This is a genomic window from uncultured Flavobacterium sp. (assembly GCF_951805225.1).
In the GTDB taxonomy this organism is placed as follows: domain Bacteria; phylum Bacteroidota; class Bacteroidia; order Flavobacteriales; family Flavobacteriaceae; genus Flavobacterium.
Genome location: NZ_OX638201.1, coordinates 4,618,274 through 4,644,269 on the forward strand (window position 1 = coordinate 4,618,274; position 25,996 = coordinate 4,644,269).

At 34.2% G+C, this 25,996-nt stretch carries 20 protein-coding genes; 8 read left to right on the forward strand and 12 right to left on the reverse strand.

Going from position 1 to position 25,996, the window contains the following annotated elements:
• Positions 1-12: 12 nt before the first annotated feature.
• From WN975_RS19170 to WN975_RS19190, 5 genes are all read right to left on the reverse strand, one after another.
• Positions 13-4,848 carry a type IX secretion system membrane protein PorP/SprF gene (locus WN975_RS19170; RefSeq protein WP_337967892.1) on the reverse strand — a complete coding sequence of 1,612 codons (4,836 nt, stop codon included), beginning with the start codon at positions 4,846-4,848 and terminating at the stop codon, positions 13-15.
• Between the two features lies 1 nt (position 4,849).
• Positions 4,850-6,328: a gliding motility protein SprC gene (sprC, locus tag WN975_RS19175; RefSeq protein ID WP_337967893.1), complete on the reverse strand. Its 1,479-nt coding sequence runs from the start codon at positions 6,326-6,328 to the stop codon at positions 4,850-4,852.
• Positions 6,325-6,741 carry a hypothetical protein gene (locus WN975_RS19180; RefSeq protein ID WP_337967894.1) on the reverse strand — a complete coding sequence of 139 codons (417 nt, stop codon included), beginning with the start codon at positions 6,739-6,741 and terminating at the stop codon, positions 6,325-6,327. The genes sprC and WN975_RS19180 overlap by 4 nt, the downstream gene beginning before the upstream one ends.
• 103 nt (positions 6,742-6,844) lie before the next feature.
• The gene (locus WN975_RS19185) at positions 6,845-8,137 is read right to left on the reverse strand and encodes a hypothetical protein (RefSeq protein ID WP_337967895.1); all 1,293 of its coding nucleotides are present in this window, start codon (positions 8,135-8,137) and stop codon (positions 6,845-6,847) included.
• Positions 8,138-8,331: 194 nt separating this feature from the next.
• Positions 8,332-8,784, reverse strand: a complete 453-nt coding sequence (locus WN975_RS19190; protein WP_121328049.1) for a hypothetical protein — start codon at positions 8,782-8,784, stop codon at positions 8,332-8,334.
• A 434-nt stretch (positions 8,785-9,218) separates the two neighbouring features.
• Here WN975_RS19190 and WN975_RS19195 point away from each other — a divergent pair, with 434 nt between their 5' ends.
• From WN975_RS19195 to recA, 4 genes are all read left to right on the forward strand, one after another.
• The gene (locus tag WN975_RS19195) at positions 9,219-10,367 is read left to right on the forward strand and encodes a DNA polymerase III subunit delta' (protein ID WP_099710088.1); all 1,149 of its coding nucleotides are present in this window, start codon (positions 9,219-9,221) and stop codon (positions 10,365-10,367) included.
• 7 nt (positions 10,368-10,374) lie between these two features.
• Entirely contained in the window at positions 10,375-10,758 is a 384-nt protein-coding gene (locus WN975_RS19200; protein WP_337967896.1) for a DoxX family protein, read from the forward strand.
• Positions 10,759-10,872: 114 nt separating this feature from the next.
• Entirely contained in the window at positions 10,873-11,382 is a 510-nt protein-coding gene (locus WN975_RS19205; protein ID WP_099710090.1) for an acyl-CoA thioesterase, read from the forward strand.
• Between the two features lie 168 nt (positions 11,383-11,550).
• A complete protein-coding gene (recA, locus tag WN975_RS19210) occupies positions 11,551-12,558 on the forward strand; it encodes a recombinase RecA (protein ID WP_337969009.1) in 1,008 nt (335 codons plus the stop codon).
• A 562-nt stretch (positions 12,559-13,120) separates the two neighbouring features.
• On the opposite strand, the gene WN975_RS19215 is transcribed toward recA, so the two are convergent.
• Positions 13,121-13,867 (reverse strand): lysophospholipid acyltransferase family protein, encoded by a 747-nt coding sequence (locus tag WN975_RS19215; RefSeq protein WP_337967897.1) that lies wholly within the window; start codon positions 13,865-13,867, stop codon positions 13,121-13,123.
• Between the two features lie 452 nt (positions 13,868-14,319).
• On the opposite strand from WN975_RS19215, the gene WN975_RS19220 reads away from it, so the two are divergent.
• On the forward strand, positions 14,320-14,697 hold the full coding sequence (locus WN975_RS19220; protein ID WP_337967898.1) for a GxxExxY protein: 378 nt from the start codon (positions 14,320-14,322) through the stop codon (positions 14,695-14,697).
• Positions 14,698-14,926: 229 nt separating this feature from the next.
• Positions 14,927-15,901 carry a tryptophan--tRNA ligase gene (gene trpS / locus WN975_RS19225; protein ID WP_337967899.1) on the forward strand — a complete coding sequence of 325 codons (975 nt, stop codon included), beginning with the start codon at positions 14,927-14,929 and terminating at the stop codon, positions 15,899-15,901.
• Positions 15,902-16,430: 529 nt separating this feature from the next.
• Here the strand turns inward: trpS and dprA are convergent.
• Positions 16,431-17,531 (reverse strand): DNA-processing protein DprA, encoded by a 1,101-nt coding sequence (dprA, locus tag WN975_RS19230; RefSeq protein ID WP_337967900.1) that lies wholly within the window; start codon positions 17,529-17,531, stop codon positions 16,431-16,433.
• A gap of 237 nt (positions 17,532-17,768) precedes the next feature.
• On the opposite strand from dprA, the gene WN975_RS19235 reads away from it, so the two are divergent.
• Complete coding sequence (locus WN975_RS19235; RefSeq protein WP_337967901.1) at positions 17,769-18,737, forward strand: SPOR domain-containing protein; 969 nt, start codon at positions 17,769-17,771, stop codon at positions 18,735-18,737.
• Positions 18,738-18,871: 134 nt separating this feature from the next.
• Entirely contained in the window at positions 18,872-19,318 is a 447-nt protein-coding gene (locus WN975_RS19240) for a hypothetical protein (RefSeq protein ID WP_337967902.1), read from the forward strand.
• Between the two features lie 39 nt (positions 19,319-19,357).
• On the opposite strand, the gene WN975_RS19245 is transcribed toward WN975_RS19240, so the two are convergent.
• From WN975_RS19245 to WN975_RS19265, 5 genes are all read right to left on the reverse strand, one after another.
• Complete coding sequence (locus WN975_RS19245) at positions 19,358-20,119, reverse strand: hypothetical protein (RefSeq protein WP_337967903.1); 762 nt, start codon at positions 20,117-20,119, stop codon at positions 19,358-19,360.
• A 180-nt stretch (positions 20,120-20,299) separates the two neighbouring features.
• Entirely contained in the window at positions 20,300-21,061 is a 762-nt protein-coding gene (locus WN975_RS19250) for a hypothetical protein (protein ID WP_337967904.1), read from the reverse strand.
• 439 nt (positions 21,062-21,500) lie between these two features.
• Entirely contained in the window at positions 21,501-23,780 is a 2,280-nt protein-coding gene (locus WN975_RS19255; protein ID WP_337967905.1) for a helix-turn-helix domain-containing protein, read from the reverse strand.
• Between the two features lie 98 nt (positions 23,781-23,878).
• The gene (locus tag WN975_RS19260) at positions 23,879-24,460 is read right to left on the reverse strand and encodes an OmpH family outer membrane protein (protein WP_337967906.1); all 582 of its coding nucleotides are present in this window, start codon (positions 24,458-24,460) and stop codon (positions 23,879-23,881) included.
• Positions 24,461-25,143: 683 nt separating this feature from the next.
• On the reverse strand, positions 25,144-25,992 hold the full coding sequence (locus WN975_RS19265; RefSeq protein WP_337967907.1) for a class I SAM-dependent methyltransferase: 849 nt from the start codon (positions 25,990-25,992) through the stop codon (positions 25,144-25,146).
• Positions 25,993-25,996: the final 4 nt, after the last annotated feature.

Here is a 25,996-nt window from a genome sequence, read left to right on the forward strand (position 1 = left end):
AACTTATTGATATTAATTCTCAACTTTTACGATCGCCATTTTCCCATTATACGGCTTGGTTCCTTTTGCTTCTAATGCCTTAGTTGCTTCAGATAAACCTTCATATTTCTCGTAATAGATATAATATTTACTTGTTGTTATATTATAAAAGAAATTAACATCTGTACGTCCTGCTGCAACCGCTTTGGCAAGGAATTCATCTCTTTTCTCTGCACTGCTGTGAACCGCGATAATCAAATAATAACCACTATCAGAATTTTTAATATTCTTAATAATCTGCATGTTTGACTGATCTTCTCCAAAATCAAAATCGTTTGCAGTTAATGGTGTGCTACTTGGTTTTGTTGTTTCCTTAATACGTTTAAGAGCTGCTACATCCTGCGCATATCTTCCCTGATCATTTTCGTAAGCCGCACGTTTAATTCTACGTTTTTTCTCGATTTCAGTTTCAGCTTTAATACGTTCTAAATTCGCCAGTAATGCTGCACTATCTTGTTCTGCTTTTATTTGTGCTGCTTTTAATTGGTTTATTTTTTCTAAATAAGCTCTGTTTAAAGCATCATTTTTATTCGGAACTTTTTTAAGTCTTTCATTATACAAATTAGTCAACTTATCAATTTCCTCTTTCTGCATTCTGTTTGCATCAGCAAGTTGGTTTTTTAATGCTTCCAACTGACTATTTTCTGCGGCAACACTTTTGAATGGTTTAGGCTCTTTATAAATTCCTTTATCACTTAAGTCATTCTCTTCTTTTAAGTCGTTCAGGTCTTTTTGTTTGTTAGCCACTGTCGCATTAAATTGTGCCAATATATCATTTTGCGCTTTAGCTGAATTTTCGATAGACAACGCCAAATTATCAATTGCTTTTGCTGTGTCATCTTTTGGTGCCGAAGCAGCTTTTGCAGCGGCTGCATCAGCAGCAAGCTTAGCTTTTAATTCAGCTTCTTCAGCTAATTTTGCTTGTAATGCTTCTGCATCGGCTTTCGCTTTTGCATCTGCAGCTAATTTTAATTGTAATGCTTCTGCATCAGCTTTGGCTTTTTCTTCTGCAGCTTGTCTCGCTCTGATTGCGTCTTCTTCAGCTTTTGCTTTTGCATCTGTAGCTTGTTTTGCTTTTAATGCATCTGCGTCAGCTTTTGCTTTTGCGTCTGCAGCTAATTTTGCTTGTAATGCTTCTGCATCGGCTTTAGTTTTTGCATCAGCAGCCAATTTCGCCTGACGTGCTTCTTCTGCTAATTGCAATTGTCTAGCTTCTTCTTCTGCTTGTAATTTTGCAGTTGCCTCAGCATCTGCTTTTACTTTTGCATCAGCTAATAATTTTGCCTGAAGTGCAACCATGTCAGCTTTAGCTTTTGCATCAGCAGCTAGTTTAGCTTGTTGTGCTTCTGCATCTGCTTTTGCTTTTGCGTCTGCGGCTAGTTTCGCCTGACGTGCTTCTTCTTCAACTTTTGCTTTTTCTTCAGCAGCTTGTCTTGCTTGTAAGGCTTTTGCATCTGCAGCTAACTTCGCTTGTAATGCTTCTGCATCAGCTTTTGCTTTTGCATCTGTAGCAAGTTTTGCTTGTAATGCTTCTGCGTCAGCTTTAGCTTTTGCGTCTGCGGCTAATTTTGCTTGTAATGCTTCTGCGTCGGCTTTAGCTTTTGCATCAGCAGCAAGTTTAGCTTGAAGTGCTTGTTCGTCAGCTTTGGCTTTTGCATCAGCAGCTTGTTTAGCTTTAAGAGCTTCTGCATCAGCTTTCGCTTTTGCGTCTGCAGCTAATTTTGCCTGACGGGCATCTTCAGCTTCTTGTAATTGTTTTGCTTCTGCATCGGCTTTCGCTTTTGCTGTTGCTTCTGCATCAGCTTTTACTCTTGCATCAGCTATTAATTTTGCTTGTAAAGCTTCCATGTCTGCTTTCGCTTTGGCATCTGCAGCAAGTTTTGCTTGTAATGCTTCTGCATCAGCTTTTGCTTTTGCGTCTGCAGCTAATTTCGCTTGTAATGCTTCTGCGTCAGCTTTTGCTTTTGCGTCTGCAGCAAGTTTAGCTTGTAATGCTTCTGCATCTGCTTTTGCTTTTGCATCTGCAGCAAGTTTAGCTTGTAATGCTTCTGCGTCAGCTTTTGCTTTTGCATCTGCAGCAAGTTTTGCTTGACGTGCTTCTGCATCAGCTTTTGCTTTTGCGTCAGCAGCTAATTTTGCTTGTAACGCTTCTGCATCAGCTTTTGCTTTTGCGTCTGCAGCTAATTTCGCTTGTAATGCTTCTGCGTCAGCTTTGGCTTTTGCATCTGCTGCAAGTTTAGCTTGTAATGCTTCCGCGTCAGCTTTGGCTTTTGCATCAGCAGCTAATTTTGCTTGTAATGCTTCTGCGTCAGCTTTGGCTTTTGCATCTGCTGCAAGTTTAGCTTGTAAAGCTTCTGCGTCAGCTTTTGCTTTTGCATCTGCAGCTTGTTTAGCTTTAAGAGCTTCTGCATCGGCTTTTGCTTTTGCATCTGCAACTAATTTAGCTTGTAATGCTTCCGCGTCAGCTTTTGCTTTTGCGTCTGCGGCTAATTTTGCCTGACGAGCATCTTCCTCAACTTTTGCTTTTGCATCAGCAGCTTGTTTTACTTTAAGAGCTTCTGCGTCGGCTTTTGCTTTTGCGTCTGCAACTAATTTCGCTTGTAATGCTTCTGCATCAGCTTTTGCTTTTGCATCTGCAGCTAGTTTAGCTTGTATTGCTTCTGCATCAGCTTTGGCTTTTGCGTCTGCGGCTAGTTTAGCTTGTAATATGTCATCTTCTGCTTTTGCTTTAGCATCTGCAGCTTGTTTAATTTTTAAAGCTTCTGCATCAGCTTTTGCTTTCGCTTCTGCAGCAAGTCTTGCTTGTCTTGCTTCTGCATCAGCTTTTGCTTTTGCATCAGCAGCTAGTTTTTCTTTTAATGCAGCATCTTCAGCAGCTTTTGCTTTCGCAGCAGCGGCAAGTTTTGCTTTGTTTGCAGCATCAATACTCGCTTTTGTTTTTACTGCCTCAGCGGCCTTTATTTTAGCTTCTGCGGCCAATCTAGCTTGATATGCGTCTGAGTCTGCTTTTGCTTTTGCATCTGCAGCAAGAATCGATTGTAAGTCTGCAGCTTCAGCTTTTGCTTTTGCATCTGCTTTACGTTTCGCTTCTGCGGCGTCAGCTTTTGCTTTTGCATCAGCAGCTAGTTTAACTTTTAATGCTTCTGCATCGGCTTTTGCTTTATTATCAGCTTCTAATTTTTTAGCTGCCGCTTCTGCATCTGCTTTAGCTTTCTCAGCAGTTAATTGTGCTTGCGTTTTTTGTGGCGCAGCAGCTTTTGCTTTTGCTGCAGCTTCGGCATCTGCTTTAGATTTATCTGCTGCCAACTTCGCTTTCATAGCTTCTGCATCTGCTTTTGCTTTATCAGCTGCTAGTTGCGCTTGTGTTTTTTGTGCTGCTGAACCAGGTCCTGCAGGTTTATTTGCAATAGCTTGTGCTCTTGCTGCTGCAGCGGCATCTACTCTTGCTTTATTGTCTGCAGCTAATTTAATTCTGCGTGCTTCTGCATCAGCTCTTGCTTTATCGGCTGTTAATTGCGCTTGTGTTTTTTGTGCCGTTCCAACTGCTCTGTTTGTAGAAGCTGTTTGTGCTCTGGCTGCTGCGGCTGCATCGGCTTTCGCTTTTGCATCTGCGGCTAATTTTATTTTGATAGCTTCAGCATCTGCTTTAGCTTTATTGTCTGCTTCTAATTTTGCTTTTGCTGCAGCTTCGGCGTCAGCCTTAACTTTTTCAGCAGCTGCCAATCTTGCTTGTTTCGCTTCAGCATCGGCAGTAGCCTTAGCTTCAGCAGCTAGTCTTGCTTTTTCGGCTCCATCAACTCTGGTAATTGGAGCGCTTGTATTTTTCTTAGCTGGTACTGGTTTTGATTTTGAAGGATCTATAAGTGAACCTTCGTCATCATCTCCGTAATAGTAATTTCTGTTTTTGAATTTATATGCAATTGCAAATTCATGAGAACCTCCAAGATTAGAGAAATTTCCCATTCCTCTTTCGTAGTTATATTCGATAGCAATGCTTGGCGAAATATTAACTCCTAATCCTGCCGAAACTCCGTATAATGTATTGTACCCTGCTTGCGCCCAAACTCCTTGCTGAAGTGTAAGCATTCCAAGACCAGATATAACTGTTTTATCTTTTTTAACTTCTGTTTTAATAATTCCTGAGAATTTACTTCTGTCAAAAAAACCATAAGTGTCAATGTATCCAGTGTACATGGCGTGCAATTCAATTGCTCTTTCCGGATCATCTTTTACGATTCCTGATCCAAAATTGTAAAGCACTAAATTGTTGATCGATAAACCAAAATCAAGAAATGCTGTTCCGTAGTTAATCCCGGGATTAACGGTAAGCAACATATTTGACGGATACTCTCCATTTAAAATGGTTGGATCATCTGAGATTATTTTCCCCTGATCTAATCCGCTTTTGTAAAAACCAACATTCAAACCAAAAGTAAGGTTGCTGTCTTCTTCTAAAACGATATTATGAGCAAAGTTTCCGATTCCTCCAAACACGGTCATTAAACCATAATTTTGTTGAAACAGACCAAAAGCAAAGGCTTCATTCTCTTTAAAACGACCTGAATAATTGGCTAAATAAGTTTGTGGGGCATTATCAAATTGTACCCATTGCCTTTTATTATAAAAACTTGCATAGGCGTTTGTTTCACGAACAAAACTGAATGCAGGGTTAATTAAATATCTATTGAACTTTAAAGAATTTCTGATAGGTAACGAAAACGAAACAACTCCATTCTCATTTTTGTCCTGAGAATAGAGTGCATTTGAAAAACCGTAAAATAAAGTTATGAATAGTAAAATTTTCTTCATATTATTTTATCACAGTTATTGATCCTTTTTTTTCACCTGTGTCGGATTGAATGACATAGTAATATACTGGATTTACATTTTTAAAATCTATTGCTGTCTGGGGCCAATCACCTTGGTAATTAACTACGTCCAGAACCTTGTCGCCATTTGAACTTATGATAATAACTTTTGTCGTATCATTTTTATATACATCCGGAATATTCCAATAAGGATTCGCTCCGCTTAATTTAAGTATGTTAGGAATCACATTCGTAACTAAAGCTGTCTCAGATTTAACTTTGAAAGTAAATTCTTTAGTAACAACGCATCCTGCCGTTTGAGAAATTACCGCTTTATAACTACCAATTGTTGCAACTGTATAACTAGTTGCTGTTGCGCCTTGTATTGCATTACCGTTTAAAAACCACTCCACTTTAGGATTGCTCGCATCTGTAGTAATATTAACTTTGAGTAATTCACCGTCTTTTAATATGTACTCATCTGCAACGTCAATACTTGCATTAAATCCGTTACTTTTTAGGTTTATTGAACTACTTCCTGTACATCCTCCAAAGTCAATTTCTACAGTATATATTGCAGGTTCCGTTGCTGTAATTGAGCGCGTATTAGCGCCATTAATTACAACATTATCCTTTTTCCATACATAACTATTTCCTGATCCTACAGTTGCTGTTAAAACAGTTCCTTCACCCTCTGTTGCACAAAAAGGATTTCCTAAACTTGAGTCTATTGTAAATGCAGAACCAGCGCCAGAAGCGCTTACTACAACTCTATTTGAATAAGAAAGAGATGTACAGCTACCATAATTACTTTCAACATAATAGGTACCTGCAGTTGTAACGGTAAAAGTTGGACCACTTGCTCCAGCCAAAAGTGTTGGTTGCGAAGTAGGCCCATTATCTCTAAACCAATTGTAGGTTATAGATGGATATTTCAAAGGGGAATCGTTTGCTGGACTTACTCTGTCCGGATCGATAGAAAGTACTAAACTTCCGCCCGCGCAGAAAGTAGCAGAACCATTAAAATTATTAATGGTGTATTGCTTGTCGTGGATTTTGTAATAAATTGGAAATTGCTTCTTTGCCGTAGAAGAAAAGAAACTAGGACTGGCGGGTTGACCGCCAGAACTTTTAATTCTTAAACTATAAGTATCGCTTCCAACAATATCTGCCGGAATCGAGAATGTTATTGTTTTCTTATTTGGAGTATCATCATTTTCGCCAACAAAAACTATAGCAGTTGGATTGCTAAAGCTTCCCGTTTTGTCTGATAACTCAACCGAAAATGTAGTTCCCACAGCATAACCTGTATACGTAAATGTAGCTTTGTAGGTAGGATTCGTAGAACCACCGGCACAAATTCTGTCAAATGTTAATATATCAGGTACTATTGATTGGGCATGCAAAGACGATTCAGTACAAAACAGAATACTAAATAAAAGGAAAAAATGCGTAATAGTTAAAGTAGTTTTTTGAATCATATAGTGCGTGTTCTTGCTAAATCTATGCGCTCAAAAAACAAAATGTCGATGAATGTTTCTGAAAAATCATACTTATAGTTCTCAATAATATCTTTTGCAAGAGCTGAATAAGTATAAGTAATTGTTGAGTTTTCTTCACAGTTTGATGACTGACTATTCGGCTCATTTGCAACAGCAGAGCTATCCTTGGGGATGGATAGCCCTACTATACAATGATTAGAATTATCTAATTTGCTGCTATTACTATCAGCTATGTCATTCTTTTGGTTTAATGCACTAAACGCGTCTAATTTGCAGTTAGAATCAGTAGAAATTGTAGGTCTTTCAGCTGTACTTTGTGCATATAGACTTAACGTCATAGGAGAAACCAAAAATATTATATATAAGAAATATTTTTTTGTAGATAGTATCATTATGTCTTGATCTTTATTTGGGTCCGTATGAGACTAATACATAAATTGTGTCTGGGGACTTTATTAATAAAATTTACGTTTTGAAATAAAAATCGAAATCTATTTATCTGTTTCCGCTAGATGCTGTAATTTTTCCTAATTGCAGTCTGAAATCTGGTTTTTTAGGGTTAAAAATATCAATGAAAGTCTCTTTGTTATCACTTTGTGAATAAACGTTAAAGAACACACTGTTTCCGTACCAGTTTTCTAAATCTTCGTTGTTAGAATTGTACTCTGTAAAGATGTTTCCGTTACATAGGTTAAAGTACATTTCCTCAAATTTGATTTTTTTAAGGTTGGCATCATTAATTTCTGTTTTACTATCTAATAATACAGCTGGATTAAATCCTGAAATTACGCTTCTTTTCATTTCAAGAGAAGCAGTTTCAGCTACATATACAGCCTCTTTTACTAAACCTGACTGAATATCAGCTTTGATATTATCACTGTCATTAAGCATAGTGATATTTGTTGCAACAACAAGAGTTTGTTTTTTAGTAAAATCAGTTTCATTTTTCTTTTCAAATGATTTTACTTCCAAGCAACGAGAACCGTCTTTATTACTTGATAAGTAAGAAGATCTAACGGCTAATGAGTTGTATAAACGACATTGTACACCTTGAGTAAATTTGTAATCGTCGTTGATAGATTTATAAGAAACTAATTTAGTAGCGTTTACATCACCTCCAAAAAAGGCAAATGAATCACCACCAGAATAGCTTACCATAATGTTTTCTAAGATTGTTTTAGATCCAACACCAGCAATAGTCAAACCATTGAAAGTATCTACACCCTTAACTTTTTTACCTGCAAATTCGATTCTCACAAATCTTAAAACTCCTGAATTTCCGGCAACATTATCACCACCATAAGTAGTAAGTGTAGGATCAAGATCTAAGTTGTATGAACCAACATTTCCAAATTTGTTGATTGGCGCATCACCAAGAATTACAATTCCACCCCAGTCTCCAGCTTTTTTCTGGCTGCGGTTAGATGTAAATACAATTGGGTCAGTTTCTAATCCGTCTGCAATAAGTTGTGCACCTTTTGTAACTACCAATGCTCCTTTTGTTTCGAAATCACCGATGATTAAAGTTCCAGGTTCAATTGTTAAAACAGCGTTGTTTGTAACATAAACATTGCCTTGTAAAACATAAACATTCCTTTTCAGCAGTTTAGTGTTAACAGAAATGTTCCCTGCTAGGATTTGGTTTGGTTCTCCATATTCTACTTTGTTAGGCTTAAATTCGGTCCAGTTGTTCAACCAATTGTTGTAGCCCATAATTCCTTTCTCTTGTTGAGCACTCATACTTGTAACCGTCAAAAGAACGCAGATCATTTGAGTAATTTTTTTCATGATAAGGGGGTATTAGGGTTAATAATAAATTTGGGTATGCGTAAATGAAAAAACTCATCTCGAGTTTTCTGAAAAAATCCAGAACGCTTCGAGAACGAGTTGTTGTTTTTTATCTCTTTTTCAAAATGCCGCAGAAAGTTCTCCACCATCTACGTAAACAAAATCAAAAAGGTTTTAAAAAATATTTTTAAATATTACATTTCATTCAATTCGTTGAATTCGTGTAATGATTTCAATGTACTTTCGTAAAATAAAATTGCAGCAATCAAGTTCCCTTTATCAGAGTACGGCATCATTTTTCTTTGAAATTCTACTGTCGTATCTAAGAAACTTGTTGTACCCACAGCCTGAGCATCTAAAACTTTTTTGTGTTCAGAATCGTCCGGAATACCTAAGTCTGCCATTGTAACACCTGGTTTAGTAACCAATGCAATGTAAGGAAGAGTTTTAACTAAAACTTTTATACGCTCGATGTACAATTCTAACAATTCTCCTTTTTGCATACCACTTAATTCTTTCTGATCATGGTATTTTCGGATAAGTGCAGTTGTACTAATGATACTTCTTGGAGCGTTTTTTGCTTGTGCCGAAATAGCACCAGTCGTCAAGAAAAAAAGTGTACTTAATAAAATAATTTTCCCTTTCATAAATTCTTAGATATAATTGGTTGTTGATGAAAACAAAAATATATAATTTAACTTAAATTGCAACTTTATTGATTTCTTTTTTCAAAAAAAAAGCTTAAAGAAACCTTAAAATCGGGTCTTATGTCGAGAAAATGTGCGTTTTAACGGGGTTTTTGTTAAATTTGTTAAAATTATAACCGTAAGATATTAAGTATTAAAAGTCGATTTTATTTTCAATTAATAGCCAAAAAACTGTTACGTTTGTCGTTTTATTTAAAAAACTATTAACAAAAAAGTCTTAATATCTCCTTCAAATCGTCTCTTTATTAACAAAAGTTGGTTAACAAACTTCAAAAAATCGAACGTAAAACACCAATACCGACAGAAATGAAACGCAGTGCGCAAACTTTTGTTCTAAAATTTTTGCCTATATCATTTTCTTCTATCTTTGCTTCATGCAATTTTCTCAAATTTTAGGTCAAGATTACATCAAAAGTCACTTGATAAAAAGTGCATCTTCCGGAAGAATTCCACACGCTCAATTATTCATTGGGCCAGAAGGAAGTGGCACATTATCAACAGCAATTGCTTATGCGCAATACATTTTGTGTAACAATACAGGAAATGAAAACTCAAACGGAAATGATTCCTGCAATTTGAAGTTTCAAAACCTCTCGCATCCCGATTTGCATTTTATTTATCCAACAGTTACGACCGAGGATGTAAAAACAAAACCAAAAAGTTTAGACTTCATTCAGGATTGGCGCACATTTATTCAGGAAATGCCTTACGGCGGATTATTTGACTGGTATAAAATTCTGGGCGTTCAAAACAAACAAGGTGAAATTCGTGTCGAAGATGCAACCGAAGTTTTAAAATCGCTTTCGCTGAAATCTTACGAAGGCGGCTATAAAATCATGATCATCTGGATGGCCGATAAAATGAATATCGCCGCTTCAAATAAGCTTTTAAAATTATTAGAAGAACCTTCGGATAAAACGATTTTTATTCTGATTTCTGAAAATGAAGAAGATATTATACAAACCATAAGATCTCGTTGTCAGGTAATTCACTTTAATGGACTTCCGGAAAAGGTAATCGCCGAAGCTTTAATTTCAAAAGAAAACATCGACGAAAAATCAGCTTTCAAAATTGCACATCAAGCGCAAGGGAATTTCAGTAAAGCCTTACACTTATTAAAAGAAGACGATTCAGAATACCCTTTCGAACAATGGTTTGTAAATTGGGTTCGTGCTGCTTTTAGAGCAAAAGGAAATGCTGCTGCGATTCAGGATTTAATTTCCTGGAGCGAAGAAATAGCAGGTTTGGGTCGTGAAAGCCAGAAAAAATTTATTCAGTTTTGTATCGAAATGTTTCGTCAGGCACTTTTGCTTAATTATCAGGCACCGACTTTAGTTTACATTGAACCAAAAGTTGACAAATTTAAACTCGAAAATTTTGCTCCTTTCGTAAACGGAAATAACATTCACGAAATTTTCAAAGAACTTTCAGATGCGATGTATCACATTGAAAGAAACGGAAATGCAAAAATAATCCTAACCGATTTATCTATAAAATTGACTCGTTTAATTCATAAAAAATAATTTTCAAATGAATAATGTTGCCTCTATTTTACTATTGGCTTTTCTAGCCTTAACGTTCTTACAATCAGGGTATGAAAAAATATTTTACTGGAAAGACAATGTCGAATGGCTTAAAGGTCATTTTGCCCAGACAATATTAAAAAATCAAGTGCCTCTGGCCTTACTTCATCTTTTGATTTTAGAATTAATTTCCGGAATTTTATGTGTTGTTGGTGCTATACAATTACTAACAGAAAGCGGACGCGAATTTGGTTTTTACGGCGCTATATTTTCTTGCATTTGTTTGTTAATGATGCTTTTCGGACAACGATTAGCCAAAGATTACGATGGAGCGAGAACTATCGTTATTTATTTTATTCCGGCAATAATGGCCGTTTATTGGTTGAATTAGTCAACCTCAATTTTCAAAAATAAAGTCACAGATTTTACTCGTTAAAATAGATTATTATCAATCTTTTTAATCTTTAAATCCTGATGGCAAAAAATAAAATTTTACATCAAAAAAATGAATCCAAAACATCCTTCTGAATCCCTAACAATCTTAACTGATTTAGTTTTACCGAGCGAAACAAATCCTTTAAACAACCTTTTTGGTGGCGAATTATTGGCCAGAATGGATCGCGCAGCAAGTATTGCAGCCCGCAGACATTCACGCCGAATTGTGGTTACGGCATCTGTAAATCACGTAGCTTTTAACAGAGCAATTTCTTTAGGAAGTGTTGTAACTGTTGAAGCAAAAGTTTCAAGATCTTTCAAAAGTTCGATGGAAGTTTTTATCGATGTTTGGGTAGAAGATCGCGAATCAGGAAACAGAACAAAAGCTAACGAAGCCATCTATACATTTGTTGCCGTAGACGATACCGGAAGACCAGTTGAAGTGCCTGCAATTATACCGGAAACGGAACTTGAAATTCAACGTTTTGAAGCTGCTTTACGTCGTAAACAATTGAGTTTATTATTGGCAGGAAAAATAAAACCTTCTGATGCTACAGAATTAAAGGCTTTATTTTTATAGTACTAATTTTGGTACAATTTGGAACAATCAAACTTCGAAAAAAGAACTAATTTTACAAAAATTATAAGCCTAGAGAAATCTAATTCAGGAAGTCGTTTCATTTTCTGATTTATGTTTGAAAGAGAAAAAAATAGAAAAATTTAGATGAAAGAAAAAGAAAAAAAAGAGATGAGTTCAGAAAAAGATGCCAAATTAAAAGCGCTACAACTTACGCTTGACAAACTAGATAAAACTTACGGTAAAGGAACTGTAATGAAAATGGGAGATAAAGCCATTGTAGAAGTAGAAACTATTTCTTCAGGTTCTCTTGGTGTTGATTTAGCCCTTGGAGTAAATGGTTATCCAAGAGGTAGAATCATTGAAATTTACGGTCCAGAATCTTCTGGAAAAACGACTTTAACATTACATGCAATTGCTGAAGCTCAAAAAGCTGGAGGAATTGCTGCTTTTATAGATGCTGAGCACGCTTTTGATAGAAATTATGCTGAGAAATTAGGCGTTGATATCGAAAACCTGATCATCTCTCAACCAGATAACGGGGAACAAGCTTTAGAAATTGCCGAAAACTTAATTCGTTCAGGAGCAATTGATATTGTGGTAATTGACTCTGTTGCTGCATTGACACCAAAAAGTGAAATCGAAGGTGAAATGGGAGATTCTAAAATGGGTCTTCATGCACGTTTGATGTCTCAGGCTTTGAGAAAATTAACCGGGACAATTAGCAAAACAAACTGTACTGTTTTCTTCATCAACCAGTTGAGAGAGAAAATTGGAGTTATGTTTGGTAATCCTGAAACTACAACGGGTGGTAACGCCTTAAAGTTCTATGCTTCAGTACGTATCGATATTCGTCGTTCATCTCAAATTAAAGACGGTGAGAACGTTATTGGTAACAGAACTAAAGTTAAAATCGTAAAAAACAAAGTTGCTCCACCTTTTAAAACTGCCGAATTCGACATTATGTACGGAGAAGGTGTTTCTAAAACTGGAGAAATTCTTGACTTAGCGGTTGAATTTGAAATCGTTAAAAAAGCAGGATCTTGGTTTAGCTACGGAGATACAAAATTAGGTCAAGGTCGTGATGCCGTAAAAGCCCTAATCAAAGATAATCCAGAATTAGCGGATGAATTAGAAGAAAAAATTAAAGCGCATATCAAAGAATTGGCAAACGCTTAATACGCAATAAATCAACTAATTGTTGACAATTTTAAAAAACCGACAAGTTTAAATAACTGTCGGTTTTTTTTATTTTAAAAAAAAATCAAAAATTGACGCAACCATTTTAAAATACCTTCATCTATACACTAGACATAAGATTTGGTATTTGGCCATAAGTACCATTTCAAACGTTCTTTTTTTAGAATAAATTTGGTTGGTTTGTTCCCTAAAAATCCGTTAGTTTATTTGGTGCTAACGGGTTTTTAACATTTTTTTTAAAGTTACATGCAACCTTTTTCGGTTTTTACTATCTAAGCTGTTATTATATTAACTTGAGTTTTAATCAAACTCTTTATTATCAACCGTTTAATGTTTTTTAGTATGAAAGAGAAAATAGAAGCGCTGTACAATAAAAACCGCCGAAAAACCAAATTAAAATTTAAAAAAGTATTACGTTTTATTTCAGAAAAAATAATTCATAGATAAAGCTTTGAATATAAGACGGGGGTTTTTAATTCAAAAGAAAACCCGACAAATTTTAAAGTTTGTCGGGTTTCAATTTTTATATAATTAAGAAGCTTTACTTTGCCTTTTTAAATTCTAGTAAACCTTTATAAATCAATTGTCTTACACTATCGCGAAGCTCTTTTCTGTTTTCGCTTCCTAGTCCTTCTGTCTCTACAAAAGGCAATACTTTCACGCGCATTTTTCCAGGACTTCCACTTAAAAAAGTATACGAGAAACGTTCTTTATTATCGGCAAAAACAATTGGAACAATTGGAATCTGATGTTCTATTGCTAATCTGAAAGCACCATCTTTGAATTCATCCAGCAAAATAGATTCATCATCCGGAACTCCGCCTTCAGGAAAAATACAAATACTAAGTCCTTGATTAAGTCTGCTTTGAGCTCTTTTGAAAACATCATTTTTACTTTTCGAAGAATTTCGATCCACCAAAATGCAAGTTCTTTTATAGAAAAATCCAAACAACGGAATCTTCGAAAGTTCCTTCTTTCCAACAAAAACAAATGGATTTCTAACTACCGCCAGCATCAACATGATATCGGTCATTGAAGTATGATTTGCCACGATCATATAGCTTTTCTTTTTAATCAGCTTCTGCTCGCGTTCGACTTTGTAATAGAAACCCATGCCAAAAAGGATAAATTTAGCCCAAATGCGGGCCATTTTAAAGAAATAGGGATAACCACTCTCTGATATAATAGAAATCAGCAAAAACGGCAGCATAATCAATATCGGAATGGCCATTAAGATGTAAAACCAAATACGCCATAAAACCCAAAAAACAATTTTAATTCCTTTCATGGTTTCAAATGTAAGAAATCAGAAATGATTTTAGATTTTTAGATCATTAGATTTTTAGAATATTAGAATTTATTGGCGGGAAATTGATTTGCAAACGCATTTTACCGCAAAGCGCGCAAAGTTTTTTCGCAAAGGAAAAGAAGTTATTTTGCGTATGAATATTTGCAAACAAATAAGATCACAAAGCTCTATGCTTAATACATCACTTTGCAAAACTTTATAAACTTTGCGAAAAAAATTTGTGTGATTTTACCGCAAAGCGCACAAAGTTTTTTCGCAAAGAAAAGAAGTTATTTTGCATATCGATAATTGCAAGCAATAAGATCACAAAGCTGAGTGATTGAGATATCACTTTACAGAACTTTGCAAACTTTGCGAAAAAACTTTGCGCACTTTGCGGTAAAACCTTAATAATATTATACGAAAATCTGCGTTAAATTTATTAAAAAGCTATGACAGAAAACGAGATATCAAATATTATAATTGGGTTGGCGATAGATGTTCATAAAGCGTTGGGACCAGGTTTATTAGAAAATGCTTATCAAGAATGTTTGTTTTATAAAATTAAACAACGCGGACTTGTTGTCGAAAAAGAGAAGACCATTCCAATAATTTTTGAAGAAATAAAATTAGAATGTGGTTATCGAGTTGATTTACTGGTAGAAAACAAATTTATAATCGAAATTAAAAGCGTTGAATCGTTAACCACAATTCATTTAGCCCAAACGCTAACCTATCTGAAATTAGGAAAATACAAACTTGGACTTCTAATAAACTTCAACGAACTTCTCCTAAAAAATGGCATCAGAAGAGTAATTAATGACAAATAGAAACACACAAACCCTTTGTGATCTCAGCAATATATTGCCCTTTTTCTAATCAAAATCTTTCAAAACTTTGCGAAAACCTTTGTAAACTTTGTGGTAAAAAGACATCCAAACTTTGCGAAAAAACTTTGCGCGCTTTGCGGTAAAAAACATCCCCATTCAAGATAAAAAATAAACTTTGTGGTTATAAAAAAACATTACGACCTTTGCGTTTAAAGAATAAAAAACTAAAATGGCAAAAATACTAACTGGTGTTCAGAGTACTGGAACGCCACATTTGGGAAATTTATTAGGCGCAATTATTCCTGCAATTGAATTATCGAATAATCCTGCAAACGAATCTTTTTTGTTTATTGCTGATTTACACTCAATTACGCAAATAAAAGATGGTAAAACATTAAGAGAAAATACATACAGCACTGCAGCGGCTTGGCTTGCTTGTGGTCTAAATCCTAATAAAGTTACATTCTACAGACAATCTGATGTAACTCAAACAACTGAATTGACTTGGTATTTAAGTTGCTTTTTTCCATTTCAAAGATTGACTTTGGCGCATTCTTTCAAAGACAAAGCAGATCGTTTAGACGACGTTAACGCAGGACTTTTTACGTATCCGATGTTAATGGCGGCTGATATTTTGCTTTACGATGCAGAATTTGTTCCGGTTGGAAAAGACCAATTACAACATTTAGAAATTACTCGTGATGTCGCTTCTCGTTTCAATCATCAAATGGGAGAAACATTTGTAATTCCAGAAGCTAAAATTCAAAAAGACAGCACGTTAATTCCGGGAACAAATGGCGGAAAAATGAGTAAATCTGCGAATAACATTATCAACATTTTCGAAGATGATAAAGTTTTACGCAAACAAGTCATGAGTATTGAAACGGATAGTACTCCGCTTGAAGATCCTAAAAATCCGGATACTTGCAACGCTTTTGCGATCTATGCTCTTTTAGGAAATGAAGCGCAAATTGCTGAAATGAGAGCGAATTATCTTGGTGGAAATTACGGTTACGGTCACGCCAAACAAGCTTTGTTTGAATTGATTACCGAAAAATTCAAAACCGAAAGAGAAAAATACAATTACTATATCAACAATCTTGAAGAAGTTGATGCACTTTTGAAAAAAGGTGCTGGAAAAGCTTCAGTTATCGCTGATGGCGTTTTAGCTAAAGTTCGAGAAATACTTGGATTTGGTAAATAATATATTTTGCCACGAATTACACAAATTTTCGCTAATTAATTAGTTTTGATTGATGTAATTCGTGGCAACTTTTTTTATTTAAATCGCCTCATAAATTCTTCGATTTTCGGAAAAACTCTACTAAAATCAATCTAAATCATTGAGAAAAATATTTACAAAATACCTATTTCTTTTGCTAATAACGCTTTTTTTATTAGGCTTTTTATTAGCTAATCTATTTGGAGATGAGAGGTCTTTTGCCATAAACAAAACTGTTGGTTCTGCTTATACCTTTTCGAATGAAGCCTTGCTAAATGCATTTTTAGCGATCTCTCAGATTCTTTTCATTTTTGGTTATTTGATATTATTCCTTCTTAAGCGAAAGACAAATTATTACATTTCCCTCGCTCATTTTGAGATAATTATAATAGCATTTTATTCCGTTACTTTCGAAAATTTTACCGTTTCGGTACTTTTTGGTGCACTTTCGATTATCCTGTTTTTGATAAATATTTTCAAATCTCAGAAATAAAAACTGCATGATTTTTTATTAAATCGCTTCAAACAATTTCCCTGGTAAAGGTCTAATAACACCTTTGAGTTCCATATTCAAAAGCATTCCTGATATTTTATAAATCGGAAAATCACATTGAAGTGCTATAAAATCCAATATTTCTTTTCCGTTTTTTAAGAGAAAATCATATACTTTTTGCTCATCAGGTTCTAATTCTACAAACAATTGCTTTTGCACCGGTTTTGACTTGTTTTCGACGTCCCAGTTTAAAATATAAACCAAATCGGCAGCTGATGTTAGTACGTTTGCTTTTTGTGTCTTAATTAAGTTATTACAGCCTTGACTGTATTTATCCGTTACTCTTCCGGGAACGGCAAAAACGTCACGGTTATAATCATTGGCTATATTTGCTGTAATTAACGAACCACCTTTGTCAGCAGATTCAATAACAATTGTAGCTTCAGTCATTCCGGCAACAATACGATTTCTACGCACGAAATTCTCTTTATCCGGATTTGAAGAACTCCAAAATTCAGTTATGAATCCACCATTTTCCTCCATTTTTGCAACGTATTTTTTATGCATTTTAGGATAAATTTGGTTTAAGCCATGTGCTAAAACTCCAATCGTCTGCAAGTTGTTTTCGACAGCCAACTGATGCGCTGTAATATCAACTCCGTAGGCAAATCCGCTAACAATCACAGGATCAATCGGAACCAGATCTTCAATAAGTTTTTTGCAGAATTCCATTCCGTAAGAAGTAATCTGACGAGTTCCGACTATACTAATTAATTTTCTATTTTTCAAATTAATGTTTCCCGTGGAAAATATCAAAACCGGCGAATCAATGCAATGTTTCAACCGATCCGGATAATTTTCGTCCTGAAAAAACGAAACATTTATCGCTTTTGATTTTATAAATTCAAGTTCCTGATTGGCTTTTTCGAAAACAATTTTGTCATTCAAATTATTTAATAAAACTCCTCCAACTCCATCAATAGCAGATAATTGATTTCTTTTAGCTTTAAAAACAGCTTCTGCATTTCCGCAATGAGACATCAGTTTTTTGGCCATAATATCTCCAACTCCATCCACTTTTAACAAGGCTAATAAATAAAACAATTCCTGATCTGACATCTGCTAAAATATTATGTAAAATAGAATGTGAAATTCTAATAAATTAATACTGCAAATATGGTTAAAATAAAGTAATTTCTTAATAAAAACAGTAATTTACATTATAGTCTATTTTTAAAAACTAATAACCTAAACCTTAAAATACTGAATATTAATTATCTATAAAAAATTCAGAATTGTTAATAAAAATTGTGAATAAAATTTTGATAACTATATTCATTACCTAACTTTGCTAATATGAAAATCGAAACTTACATAGGACAGTTATTGTATCGTTATCAGTGTGTAACGGTTCCCGGGTTCGGCGCTTTTTTAACCGAAATTCAGTCGGCTCAGCTTAATGAAAGCACAAATTCGTTTTTTCCACCCAAAAAAATGATCTCTTTTAACAGCCATCTAAAAAATAACGATGGACTGCTGGCAAATCATGTCGCAAATGCAGAAAAAACATCTTATGGTTTTGCTGTAAGTGCAATTGCTTTTGAGGTTGTAAGCTGGAAAAAAACATTAGAAGAAAACGGTACTATTTACCTGAAAGGAGTTGGCGAAATTCGCTATAATTCCGAAAAAAATATAATTTTCACACCAAATGATCAGACTAATTATCTAACGAGTTCTTTTGGATTAAGTCCATTTGTTTCGCCGTTGGTTAAGAAAGAAATGTTCGAGAAAAAAATCGAGAAACTTTCAGAAAGAGAAACGGTATCATTGTATGAAAATGAAGAAGAAGGCAGATCAACAAATCCGTTTTTAAAATATGCTGCAATTCTTGTATTAGGTCTTGGAGTTACTGGTAGTATTGGATATCCATTGTACCAAAATCAAATTGCTACCAAAACGTTAATCGTGGAAAGTGCAGTTCAGAAAAAAGTACAAAACAAGATACAAGAAGCTACATTTTTTATACAAAATCCACTTCCTGCAGTTACGCTTTCAGTAGACTCAACAAAAGTTGAAACTGTTGACGAAAAAGTAATGCCATATCACATTATGGCCGGAGCTTACAGAAGCGAGCAAAACGCAAGAAAAGCATATAACCAGTTGATAAAAGACGGTTATAAAGCGAGAATGCTTGGCGAAAACAAACACGGATTATTCCCTGTTTTATACGGAAGTTATGCTACAATGGCAGAAGCTGAAAAAGCACAAAAAGAAATTCAAAAAGGTGAAAATCCAGATGCCTGGATTCTGGTTGAATCACTATAAAAACTTAAAAATCCTGTTCTAACCAACAGGATTTTTTTTTGGCTTATTTTATCTTTAAAAAGACTTTATTCGGCGCTTCAAGTTTTCTTCAGCTACTATTTTTGTTCTTCATTAACAAGAACATAAATAAAATCATGAAGCATAAATTAAAAACATTTTTTGCATTCTTTCTTATCATTTCTGCACAACAATTCTATGCGCAGGATATTGTAACAACTCAAAAAGCTCAGGATGCTTTAGCCAAAAAGGCTGACCAAGAGAGCAAAAGATCATCTGACGAAATTCACAAAAAACTGAATGATGAACAAACCAGATTGAAGAAAGAGCAAAAAACAGTCGAAAATCATCAAAAAGATCTGAAAAAATCTGAAAAAAATCTAGACAAAACAAAACAGAAGATTTCGAAGTTAGAATCTGATAATCAAAAGATTTCCACTAAAATCAACACAAATTCACTTTCTGCGGAGGAATCTCAAAAGCAAGCTATCAAAGTGAAACAAAAAGAACTTGAAATTCAAAAACTTAAGCTGAAACAAATTGATCAGCAAAAAGATTTAAATAAAGTCAAAGCATCACTTTAAACTAAAAAATCCTATTCGCCACGGCAAATAGGATTTTTTTTATTTAGCAATTATTTTCGCATTCTGACTGAGAATCACCTTTTTGCCTTGATAAATTGTGAGTTTCGCCGGAGGCGAGTTTTTTTCGCCCAAAACGATGAATGCACATTCATATTTGTACTTATCTTTTATAAATTCATATTGGTGATTCCCTCCTATTCCTTCAACTACAAGTTCGCCTCTATAGATAATTAAATCAGGCTTTTCAGTCATTTTTTTATCAATGGACCAAGAAACATAACGATAATTATTGTTCCCCAAATTATCGATTCTGATTTTAAATTTAGCCGTTTCTAAAATGCAAATGGGTTTCCAAAAAAAGTTAATACTTGAATCAAGATCCTTCTTTTGCGAAGCTATTAACTTGTTTTTGAGATCTATTTCAAATTTTGACTGATAATTTACTGCCGTTAATCGTCCGTCAACATCCATCCAAATGCTTCCGTGGTTTAACATTATCCCGCGTAAACCCATATCAGACCAGTCTTTTTCAGGATTAGAAGTTGTTATTTCATTTTTTAAAGTCGAATCAAATAGTTCCTCATAACGCTTTACAAAATCTGCTTTATCGGTAATATCCGGTATTGGATATTCTCGTTCCAAAGGATATACAATCCTGTCTCCGATTGCTTCTTTATTATCACTTTTTACGTTGTCAATAAAGCTTTTAACCAACTTTTGATAATCTGCTTTTACATCCTGCGCATCAATCAAACTACTGCAAAAAATCAATAATGCTAAAAATAAATTTCTTGTTTTCATCTTAAAATATTTTTAATCGATTATTAATCTGTTTCTCACAACTTCCTATAAAAGTACTTAATTTATATTTGATTTTTACATTTTTAATTCCTCTTATACAGCTACATAAACTAAAATTTTAATTAAAATATTGCATTCGATTCAATAAAAAAACCTGTTCCACATGGAACAGGTTTTTTATTATTTGGTGATTATTTTTGCGTCTTGAGAAAGTATTTCTTTACCGTTCTTGGAAATCGTCAAACTCGCTGGAGGAGATTCAGATGTGCCCAAAACAATGATCGAACATTGATACAAATAAGAATCTTTTTTGAAATCAAAATGACTATTTCCACCGCTTCCGTCAAAGATCCATAATCCTTTAGTGATCACTAAATCAGGTTTATCACTCATCGATTTGTTAATAGACCATGAAGCATATCTGTAATTTTCTTTTCCTATATCATCAATTCTTATTCTGAATTTAGAGGTTTCCAAAATATAAACCGGAACTTGAAAATAGGCAATAGACGGATGTAACGTTAGTTTTTCTTCAGCAATCAGTTTGCCTTTAAGATCTATCTCTGCTTTCGACTTATAATTAATTGCAATTATCTTTCCGTCAGTGTCAATCCAGATATCACCGCTTCCAAACATAATACCTCTCCAACCAACTTCTGACCAATCTTTTGCAGGATTAGATTTGATGATTTCATTTTTTAAATTCGCATCAAAAATCTCATCATATCTGTTTAAAAAATCAGCTTTGTTCTTGACCGTCGGAATTGGATAATCTCGTCTTAGCGGAAAAGAAATAAACGCCGCAACTCCCTCTTTGTTATTGCTTTTAACACTAGCAATAAAACTCTTTACAAATTTTTGATACTCCGGTTTTAAATCCTGGCCAAAAGTCAATTGACAGCAAAAAATAAAAATAACGAAGTGTATCGCTCTAATTTTCATATATTATTTAATTTATTATTATTCTGATACTTATAAAATTTTGCCATTTAAAAATTGAAATGTGCCTTTAGGTACAAAATATCGGTAAAGAGCACAAATTGAAACAAGTTTAGCGTGCCGTAGGTACGCAACAAAATAGCTACCGATATTTAGTGCCAAACGGCACAAATTACAGACTTTCAACTCTTGATTAACATTAATTATAAAATTACTTAATTAACCCTTTCGATAAACAATTTAGTTTACTACAAACAAATTCATTGCTTTTTCTCTTCGCCAAATTAAATAAATTTTAAAACAAAAAAATCCTGATCGTTTCAAAATCAGGATTATATGTTTTACGTGGAACATTTTTAATTTCAATAAAAAGAATTAATTCTATTTTACATAATGTTAGATGGAAATCTAAAATTTAATCCAGATTTCTTCGGGTTCAAAATCAATTTATACTTGCTTTGAACATTTTAAGTTCATCCCAGGTAAATTCATCTCCATATTTTTCTTTCAACGGACTAAGGGATTCTTCCTGATAAAATTCAAAAGCTTCACGCAATGCCAAAATTTTATCGTAAGGTAAAACATCTGAGATATCGACTTTCTTAGCTTGAATTAGTTTAACCAAATGCGATTCTATTGTTTGAACATTCAGTTTTCTCATTCGCGCAATATCTTCAATGGAATTTTTTGCAAGCCACAAATCATGGGTTTCTTCAACGGTTGTTTTCTTTTCAGCCTTTGGTATGGTTTTATCCAATTTTCTTGCCGTATAACGCACAACAGGCTCTTCTGATTTAAAAATATCAGTGTTCGCCATATTGAATTCCTCGCGGATCTTGGCAATCTTATCTAATTTGTAGTTTTTAATAGCTGTAGACGACAATTTCTCTTTACAGATGGTTTCACCTGCAACAACAATTTCTATTAGTAATTTGGCCTTCATTAAGCGCAAAACTGCTTTCGTTTGCAAATCGTCCAGAAAAGCCAATTCTTCGTAAAACTCTTTAACCTTTTTGAATTTCTGAATTTCGGCCATTTTCTGCAAAAGATCCGTTACCAGTTTGTCCATCGGTTTAAAGAAATAATCATACGCTGCCACTACCCTTTCCTGTACGAAAAACAAATCGACAGTTTCTTTATTGAAAATTTTATTAAGCTGATGAACGAATTTCTGCGAAGGATCAATCAACGCGTCAATAGTTTCTAAACGTTTATGTGCCCAAACGGAATGTTTTGATTTTTCGGATGCAACTGCATTTTCGTTATAGCTAAAACGGTGATTGCGCCATTCCTGAGATAAATCGGCCCAATTAAAACTGTTAATCAAATAGTTGTGAATAAAATTCTTAGTTTCAAAATGCAATGAATGTTTCAAAACATCTTCCGTTGCTTTGTTTAAAGCATAATCCATCACATCCTGATCATTCGAAATACCATTCATTTGTAGCGGAGAAAGCAAAATAAGCCCATTTAAGGACGTTAAACGCGATAATGCTACATATGCTTGTCCGGGTAAAAAAACTTGCGATACATCGAGCGCAGCTTTCTCAAAAGTTAATCCCTGACTTTTATGAACGGTTATTGCCCAAGCCAGTTTTAACGGATAATGTGCAAATGTGCCCAAAACCTCTTCTTCGACTTCTTTTGTGAGATCGTTTACTTTGTATCGAATGTTTTTCCACTCGTATTTTTCGACTTCAATTGTTTTGTTTTCTTCCGGAAAATGAATAAAAATTTCTTCGGGCGAAAGCGATTTTACAACTCCCATTTTTCCGTTGAAATAGCGTTTTTCAAAAGATAAATCATTCTTAACAAACATAACTTGTGCGCCGATCTTCAGTTTTAAATTTTCCTCTACGGGAAATATTTTTTCCGGAAAATCTCCCACAATAAACGGTTGATAAGCAAATTCATTTCCAGCTAAATCGCCAATTGCCAATTCGTTAATCGAATCAGCTTTAGCATTATGCGTGGTAAGTGTAATATATCCCGGATTATTTTTTAAGTCAAAATCAGGCTTAACATATTCGTTCAAAACCTGAATATCCTGAGGCGTAATCTGATTGTTTCGAAGATTGTTCAATACTGAAATAAACGTATCATCTGACTGACGATAAATCTTCGAAAGTTCAATGTATAATGGCGGATTCTGCTGAATTACATGCGAATGAAAAAAGAATTTTCCTTTGTAATAATTGCGTAAAGTTCGCCATTCTTCGTCTCTGATTACAGGCGGAAGCTGCAATAAATCACCAATAAAAAGCACCTGAACGCCACCAAAAGCTTTCGTGTTTTTACGGACGGTCTGCATCATAAAATCTATCGCGTCCAGTAAATCAGCGCGCAACATACTGACTTCATCAATAATCAGCAACTCCATGTTTTTGATGACATTACGCTTAACATTATTCATTTTGAAATGTCGGCGAAGTGTCTCTTTATTCTCGAATTTTACAGTTTCTGTAAACTGCGAAGCTTCTTCATAAGACGGAATAAACGCCGAAAATGGCAATTGAAACATCGAATGAATCGTCACTCCACCGGCATTTAAAGCTGCAATTCCGGTTGGAGCAACAACTACAGTATTTTTGTGCGTTGTGGCAATTATTTCGCGCAAAAGCGTAGTTTTTCCTGTTCCTGCTTTACCAGTCAGGAAGATAGATTTTTGCGTTTGATTGATGAACTGTAAGGTATAAGCTGCTGCTTCTGAAACGTTTTGCATTGGGCGTGTATTGAAAACTAAAAGTATCGCATTTTTATAAAAGAAAAAACCTAAATCTGTAGAGATTTAGGTTTTTAATTTAGTTAGTTTGTTTGGTATTATTTTTTAGCTTCTTCACCCGCTTTAGCAGCTGGTTTTTCTTCAGCTTTAGGTTCTGCTTTATATTTCTCGTTCAAAGCTTTAATGATATCTTTTGTAATATCATATTTCTCTTCAGCGTATAAAATAGATGCTGCATCACCAGTTCCGTAGATATAAGAATAACCGTTTTTCTTACCGTAATCTTTAATGAATTTTTTAACTCCGCTTACTAGAGAATCCATTTCAACACCACTTTCTTGTTGCAATTGTTGAGACAAAGCTTGTTGAGCATAACCCAATTGTTGTTCTCTTTTTTGCAACTCAGCACCTTTTTGTTGAGCCCAAGCCTGACCGTTTGCCTGTGCTTGACTTTGAAAATTAGCAGCGTCTTGTTTAAAACGTGTAATCTCAGCCTGTAGTTGTCTTCCCTTTTCTTCAGCTTGTGCTTTGTATTTTGCTTCAAGGTCTTTTGCTTCAGTGTACTCTTTCATTAAAACCGAAGTATCTACGTAAGCTGTTTTTACTTCCTTAACTTCTGCAGTTTTATTACATGAAACGGCGAAAATTGAAAGTGCGATAATTACTAATGCTTTTTTCATTTTTTGAATTTCTATTTTTTTAATGTATTGAAGACAAAAATATAAAAAAATAAATAGCATCAACATAAAGTTTAAAAAATGCTAGAATTTTATCATATTGTTTTTATTTATCGAAAGAAAAATGTCAATAATTCAACGCTATTAAAAGTGGCTTTCATAGCATTTATTAGAAACACTTTCTCAAAAAAGACATAATTTCTCCTCACTTAGTCTAAAAAATCGCCAGAAACAGGCTTATTTTGCGTTTTAGTCGTTTTTTAAAGCATAAACTGAATGTTGAATACTTTTTTTTCCAATTTGATGTTTTTGAAATTTTTAAAATCGAAAAAAACTCAAAAATCATTTATTGTTCTGAAATTTTTTAAAACCGAAATTCGATTTTCAATATTTTTTAAAATTCTGCTTTTCTAAAAATATAAATTACAATTTTCGATAAATTCAAAATTCCTGACAATTTTCATCTTCATGATTTCAAAATTTCAAATCAGAAAATTTCAGTCGAAAAATTTCAAAAAACACCCGTTTTTTATGGTATTGTTTTTATTTATGGAAGCTTCTTAAAGCATAAAAAACCACTATCGAAAGTGGCTTTTATAGCTTTAATTAGAGACGTTTTCTCAAAAAAGAGGATATTTCCCCTCACTTGAACGGAAAAAGTGCCAGAAACGCGCTTATTTTGCGTTTTAGCTGTTTTTTAAGACATAAATGTGCGATGAATACTCTTTTGTACTGCTCGCTTTTAAATTTGATTTTAAACCAACAAAAAATGCACTCACATAATTCATTTTTCCAGTTTTGTATTTTTCCGATAATAAGCTCACGTAAAAAGAATCAAATTTCATCGGAAGCACTTTTTCCAATTTCATATCGACTTTTTCAAAAAGTGATTGGATCGCTTTTTTAGAGAAATGCCAAAAGTGAATTGGCACATCATAAGCTGCCCAAAATTCATTATAATATTTTGCGTCGTAAGATTTAAAATTTGGAACCGCAACAATTAATGTTCCAGTTGGTTTTAATAAACGCTTCAATTCCTGAATTTGAAATTCCAAATTTGGAACGTGTTCTAAAACGTGCCACATCGTAATTACGTCAAACGAATTATTTTCGAGTTCGCTAATTTCTTCCACAAAAGAAATTCCTTTTTGCTTCGCAATATTTTTTGCTCGTTCGCTTGGTTCTACTCCAACAGTTTTCCAACCATCATTTTTTGCTGTCAATAAAAAATCTCCGGTTCCGGCACCAATGTCCAAAATTTTTCCTTTTTGAGATTGTTCAGCATTTATTAAATTCAGTTTATTTTTTAAAGCAATATTTTTCACAAAGTGATATGCTTTTTCAAATAACGAACGTTTGTTGTCTGTGTGAGAAATATAATCTTCGCTTTCGTAATATCTTCCCAAATTTTGTAATTCAGGTTGCGGAGATGTAATCAACATATCTAAAGTTTCGTCATGATACAATTCGAAAATTTCTTTAGACACAGAATGGTCTTTTACAGTAAGAAAATGTTTTTTGTTTAAAACGTCCATTTTT

Excerpts from the sequence above, each read along its gene's own strand:
- WN975_RS19170 (WP_337967892.1), bottom strand. The coding sequence starts at position 4,848 with ATGAAGAAAATTTTACTATTCATAACTTTATTTTACGGTTTTTCAAAT.
- WN975_RS19240 (WP_337967902.1), top strand. The coding sequence starts at position 18,872 with ATGAAGCATAAATTAAAAACATTTTTTGCATTCTTTCTTATCATTTCT.
- WN975_RS19180 (WP_337967894.1), bottom strand. The coding sequence starts at position 6,741 with ATGATACTATCTACAAAAAAATATTTCTTATATATAATATTTTTGGTT.
- WN975_RS19245 (WP_337967903.1), bottom strand. The coding sequence starts at position 20,119 with ATGAAAACAAGAAATTTATTTTTAGCATTATTGATTTTTTGCAGTAGT.
- WN975_RS19195 (WP_099710088.1), top strand. The coding sequence starts at position 9,219 with ATGCAATTTTCTCAAATTTTAGGTCAAGATTACATCAAAAGTCACTTG.
- WN975_RS19205 (WP_099710090.1), top strand. The coding sequence starts at position 10,873 with ATGAATCCAAAACATCCTTCTGAATCCCTAACAATCTTAACTGATTTA.
- recA (WP_337969009.1), top strand. The coding sequence starts at position 11,551 with ATGAGTTCAGAAAAAGATGCCAAATTAAAAGCGCTACAACTTACGCTT.
- trpS (WP_337967899.1), top strand. The coding sequence starts at position 14,927 with ATGGCAAAAATACTAACTGGTGTTCAGAGTACTGGAACGCCACATTTG.
- WN975_RS19265 (WP_337967907.1), bottom strand. The coding sequence starts at position 25,992 with ATGGACGTTTTAAACAAAAAACATTTTCTTACTGTAAAAGACCATTCT.
- WN975_RS19235 (WP_337967901.1), top strand. The coding sequence starts at position 17,769 with ATGAAAATCGAAACTTACATAGGACAGTTATTGTATCGTTATCAGTGT.
- WN975_RS19255 (WP_337967905.1), bottom strand. The coding sequence starts at position 23,780 with ATGCAAAACGTTTCAGAAGCAGCAGCTTATACCTTACAGTTCATCAAT.
- sprC (WP_337967893.1), bottom strand. The coding sequence starts at position 6,328 with ATGATTCAAAAAACTACTTTAACTATTACGCATTTTTTCCTTTTATTT.
- WN975_RS19185 (WP_337967895.1), bottom strand. The coding sequence starts at position 8,137 with ATGAAAAAAATTACTCAAATGATCTGCGTTCTTTTGACGGTTACAAGT.
- WN975_RS19190 (WP_121328049.1), bottom strand. The coding sequence starts at position 8,784 with ATGAAAGGGAAAATTATTTTATTAAGTACACTTTTTTTCTTGACGACT.
- WN975_RS19250 (WP_337967904.1), bottom strand. The coding sequence starts at position 21,061 with ATGAAAATTAGAGCGATACACTTCGTTATTTTTATTTTTTGCTGTCAA.
- WN975_RS19220 (WP_337967898.1), top strand. The coding sequence starts at position 14,320 with ATGACAGAAAACGAGATATCAAATATTATAATTGGGTTGGCGATAGAT.
- dprA (WP_337967900.1), bottom strand. The coding sequence starts at position 17,531 with ATGTCAGATCAGGAATTGTTTTATTTATTAGCCTTGTTAAAAGTGGAT.
- WN975_RS19215 (WP_337967897.1), bottom strand. The coding sequence starts at position 13,867 with ATGAAAGGAATTAAAATTGTTTTTTGGGTTTTATGGCGTATTTGGTTT.
- WN975_RS19260 (WP_337967906.1), bottom strand. The coding sequence starts at position 24,460 with ATGAAAAAAGCATTAGTAATTATCGCACTTTCAATTTTCGCCGTTTCA.
- WN975_RS19200 (WP_337967896.1), top strand. The coding sequence starts at position 10,375 with ATGAATAATGTTGCCTCTATTTTACTATTGGCTTTTCTAGCCTTAACG.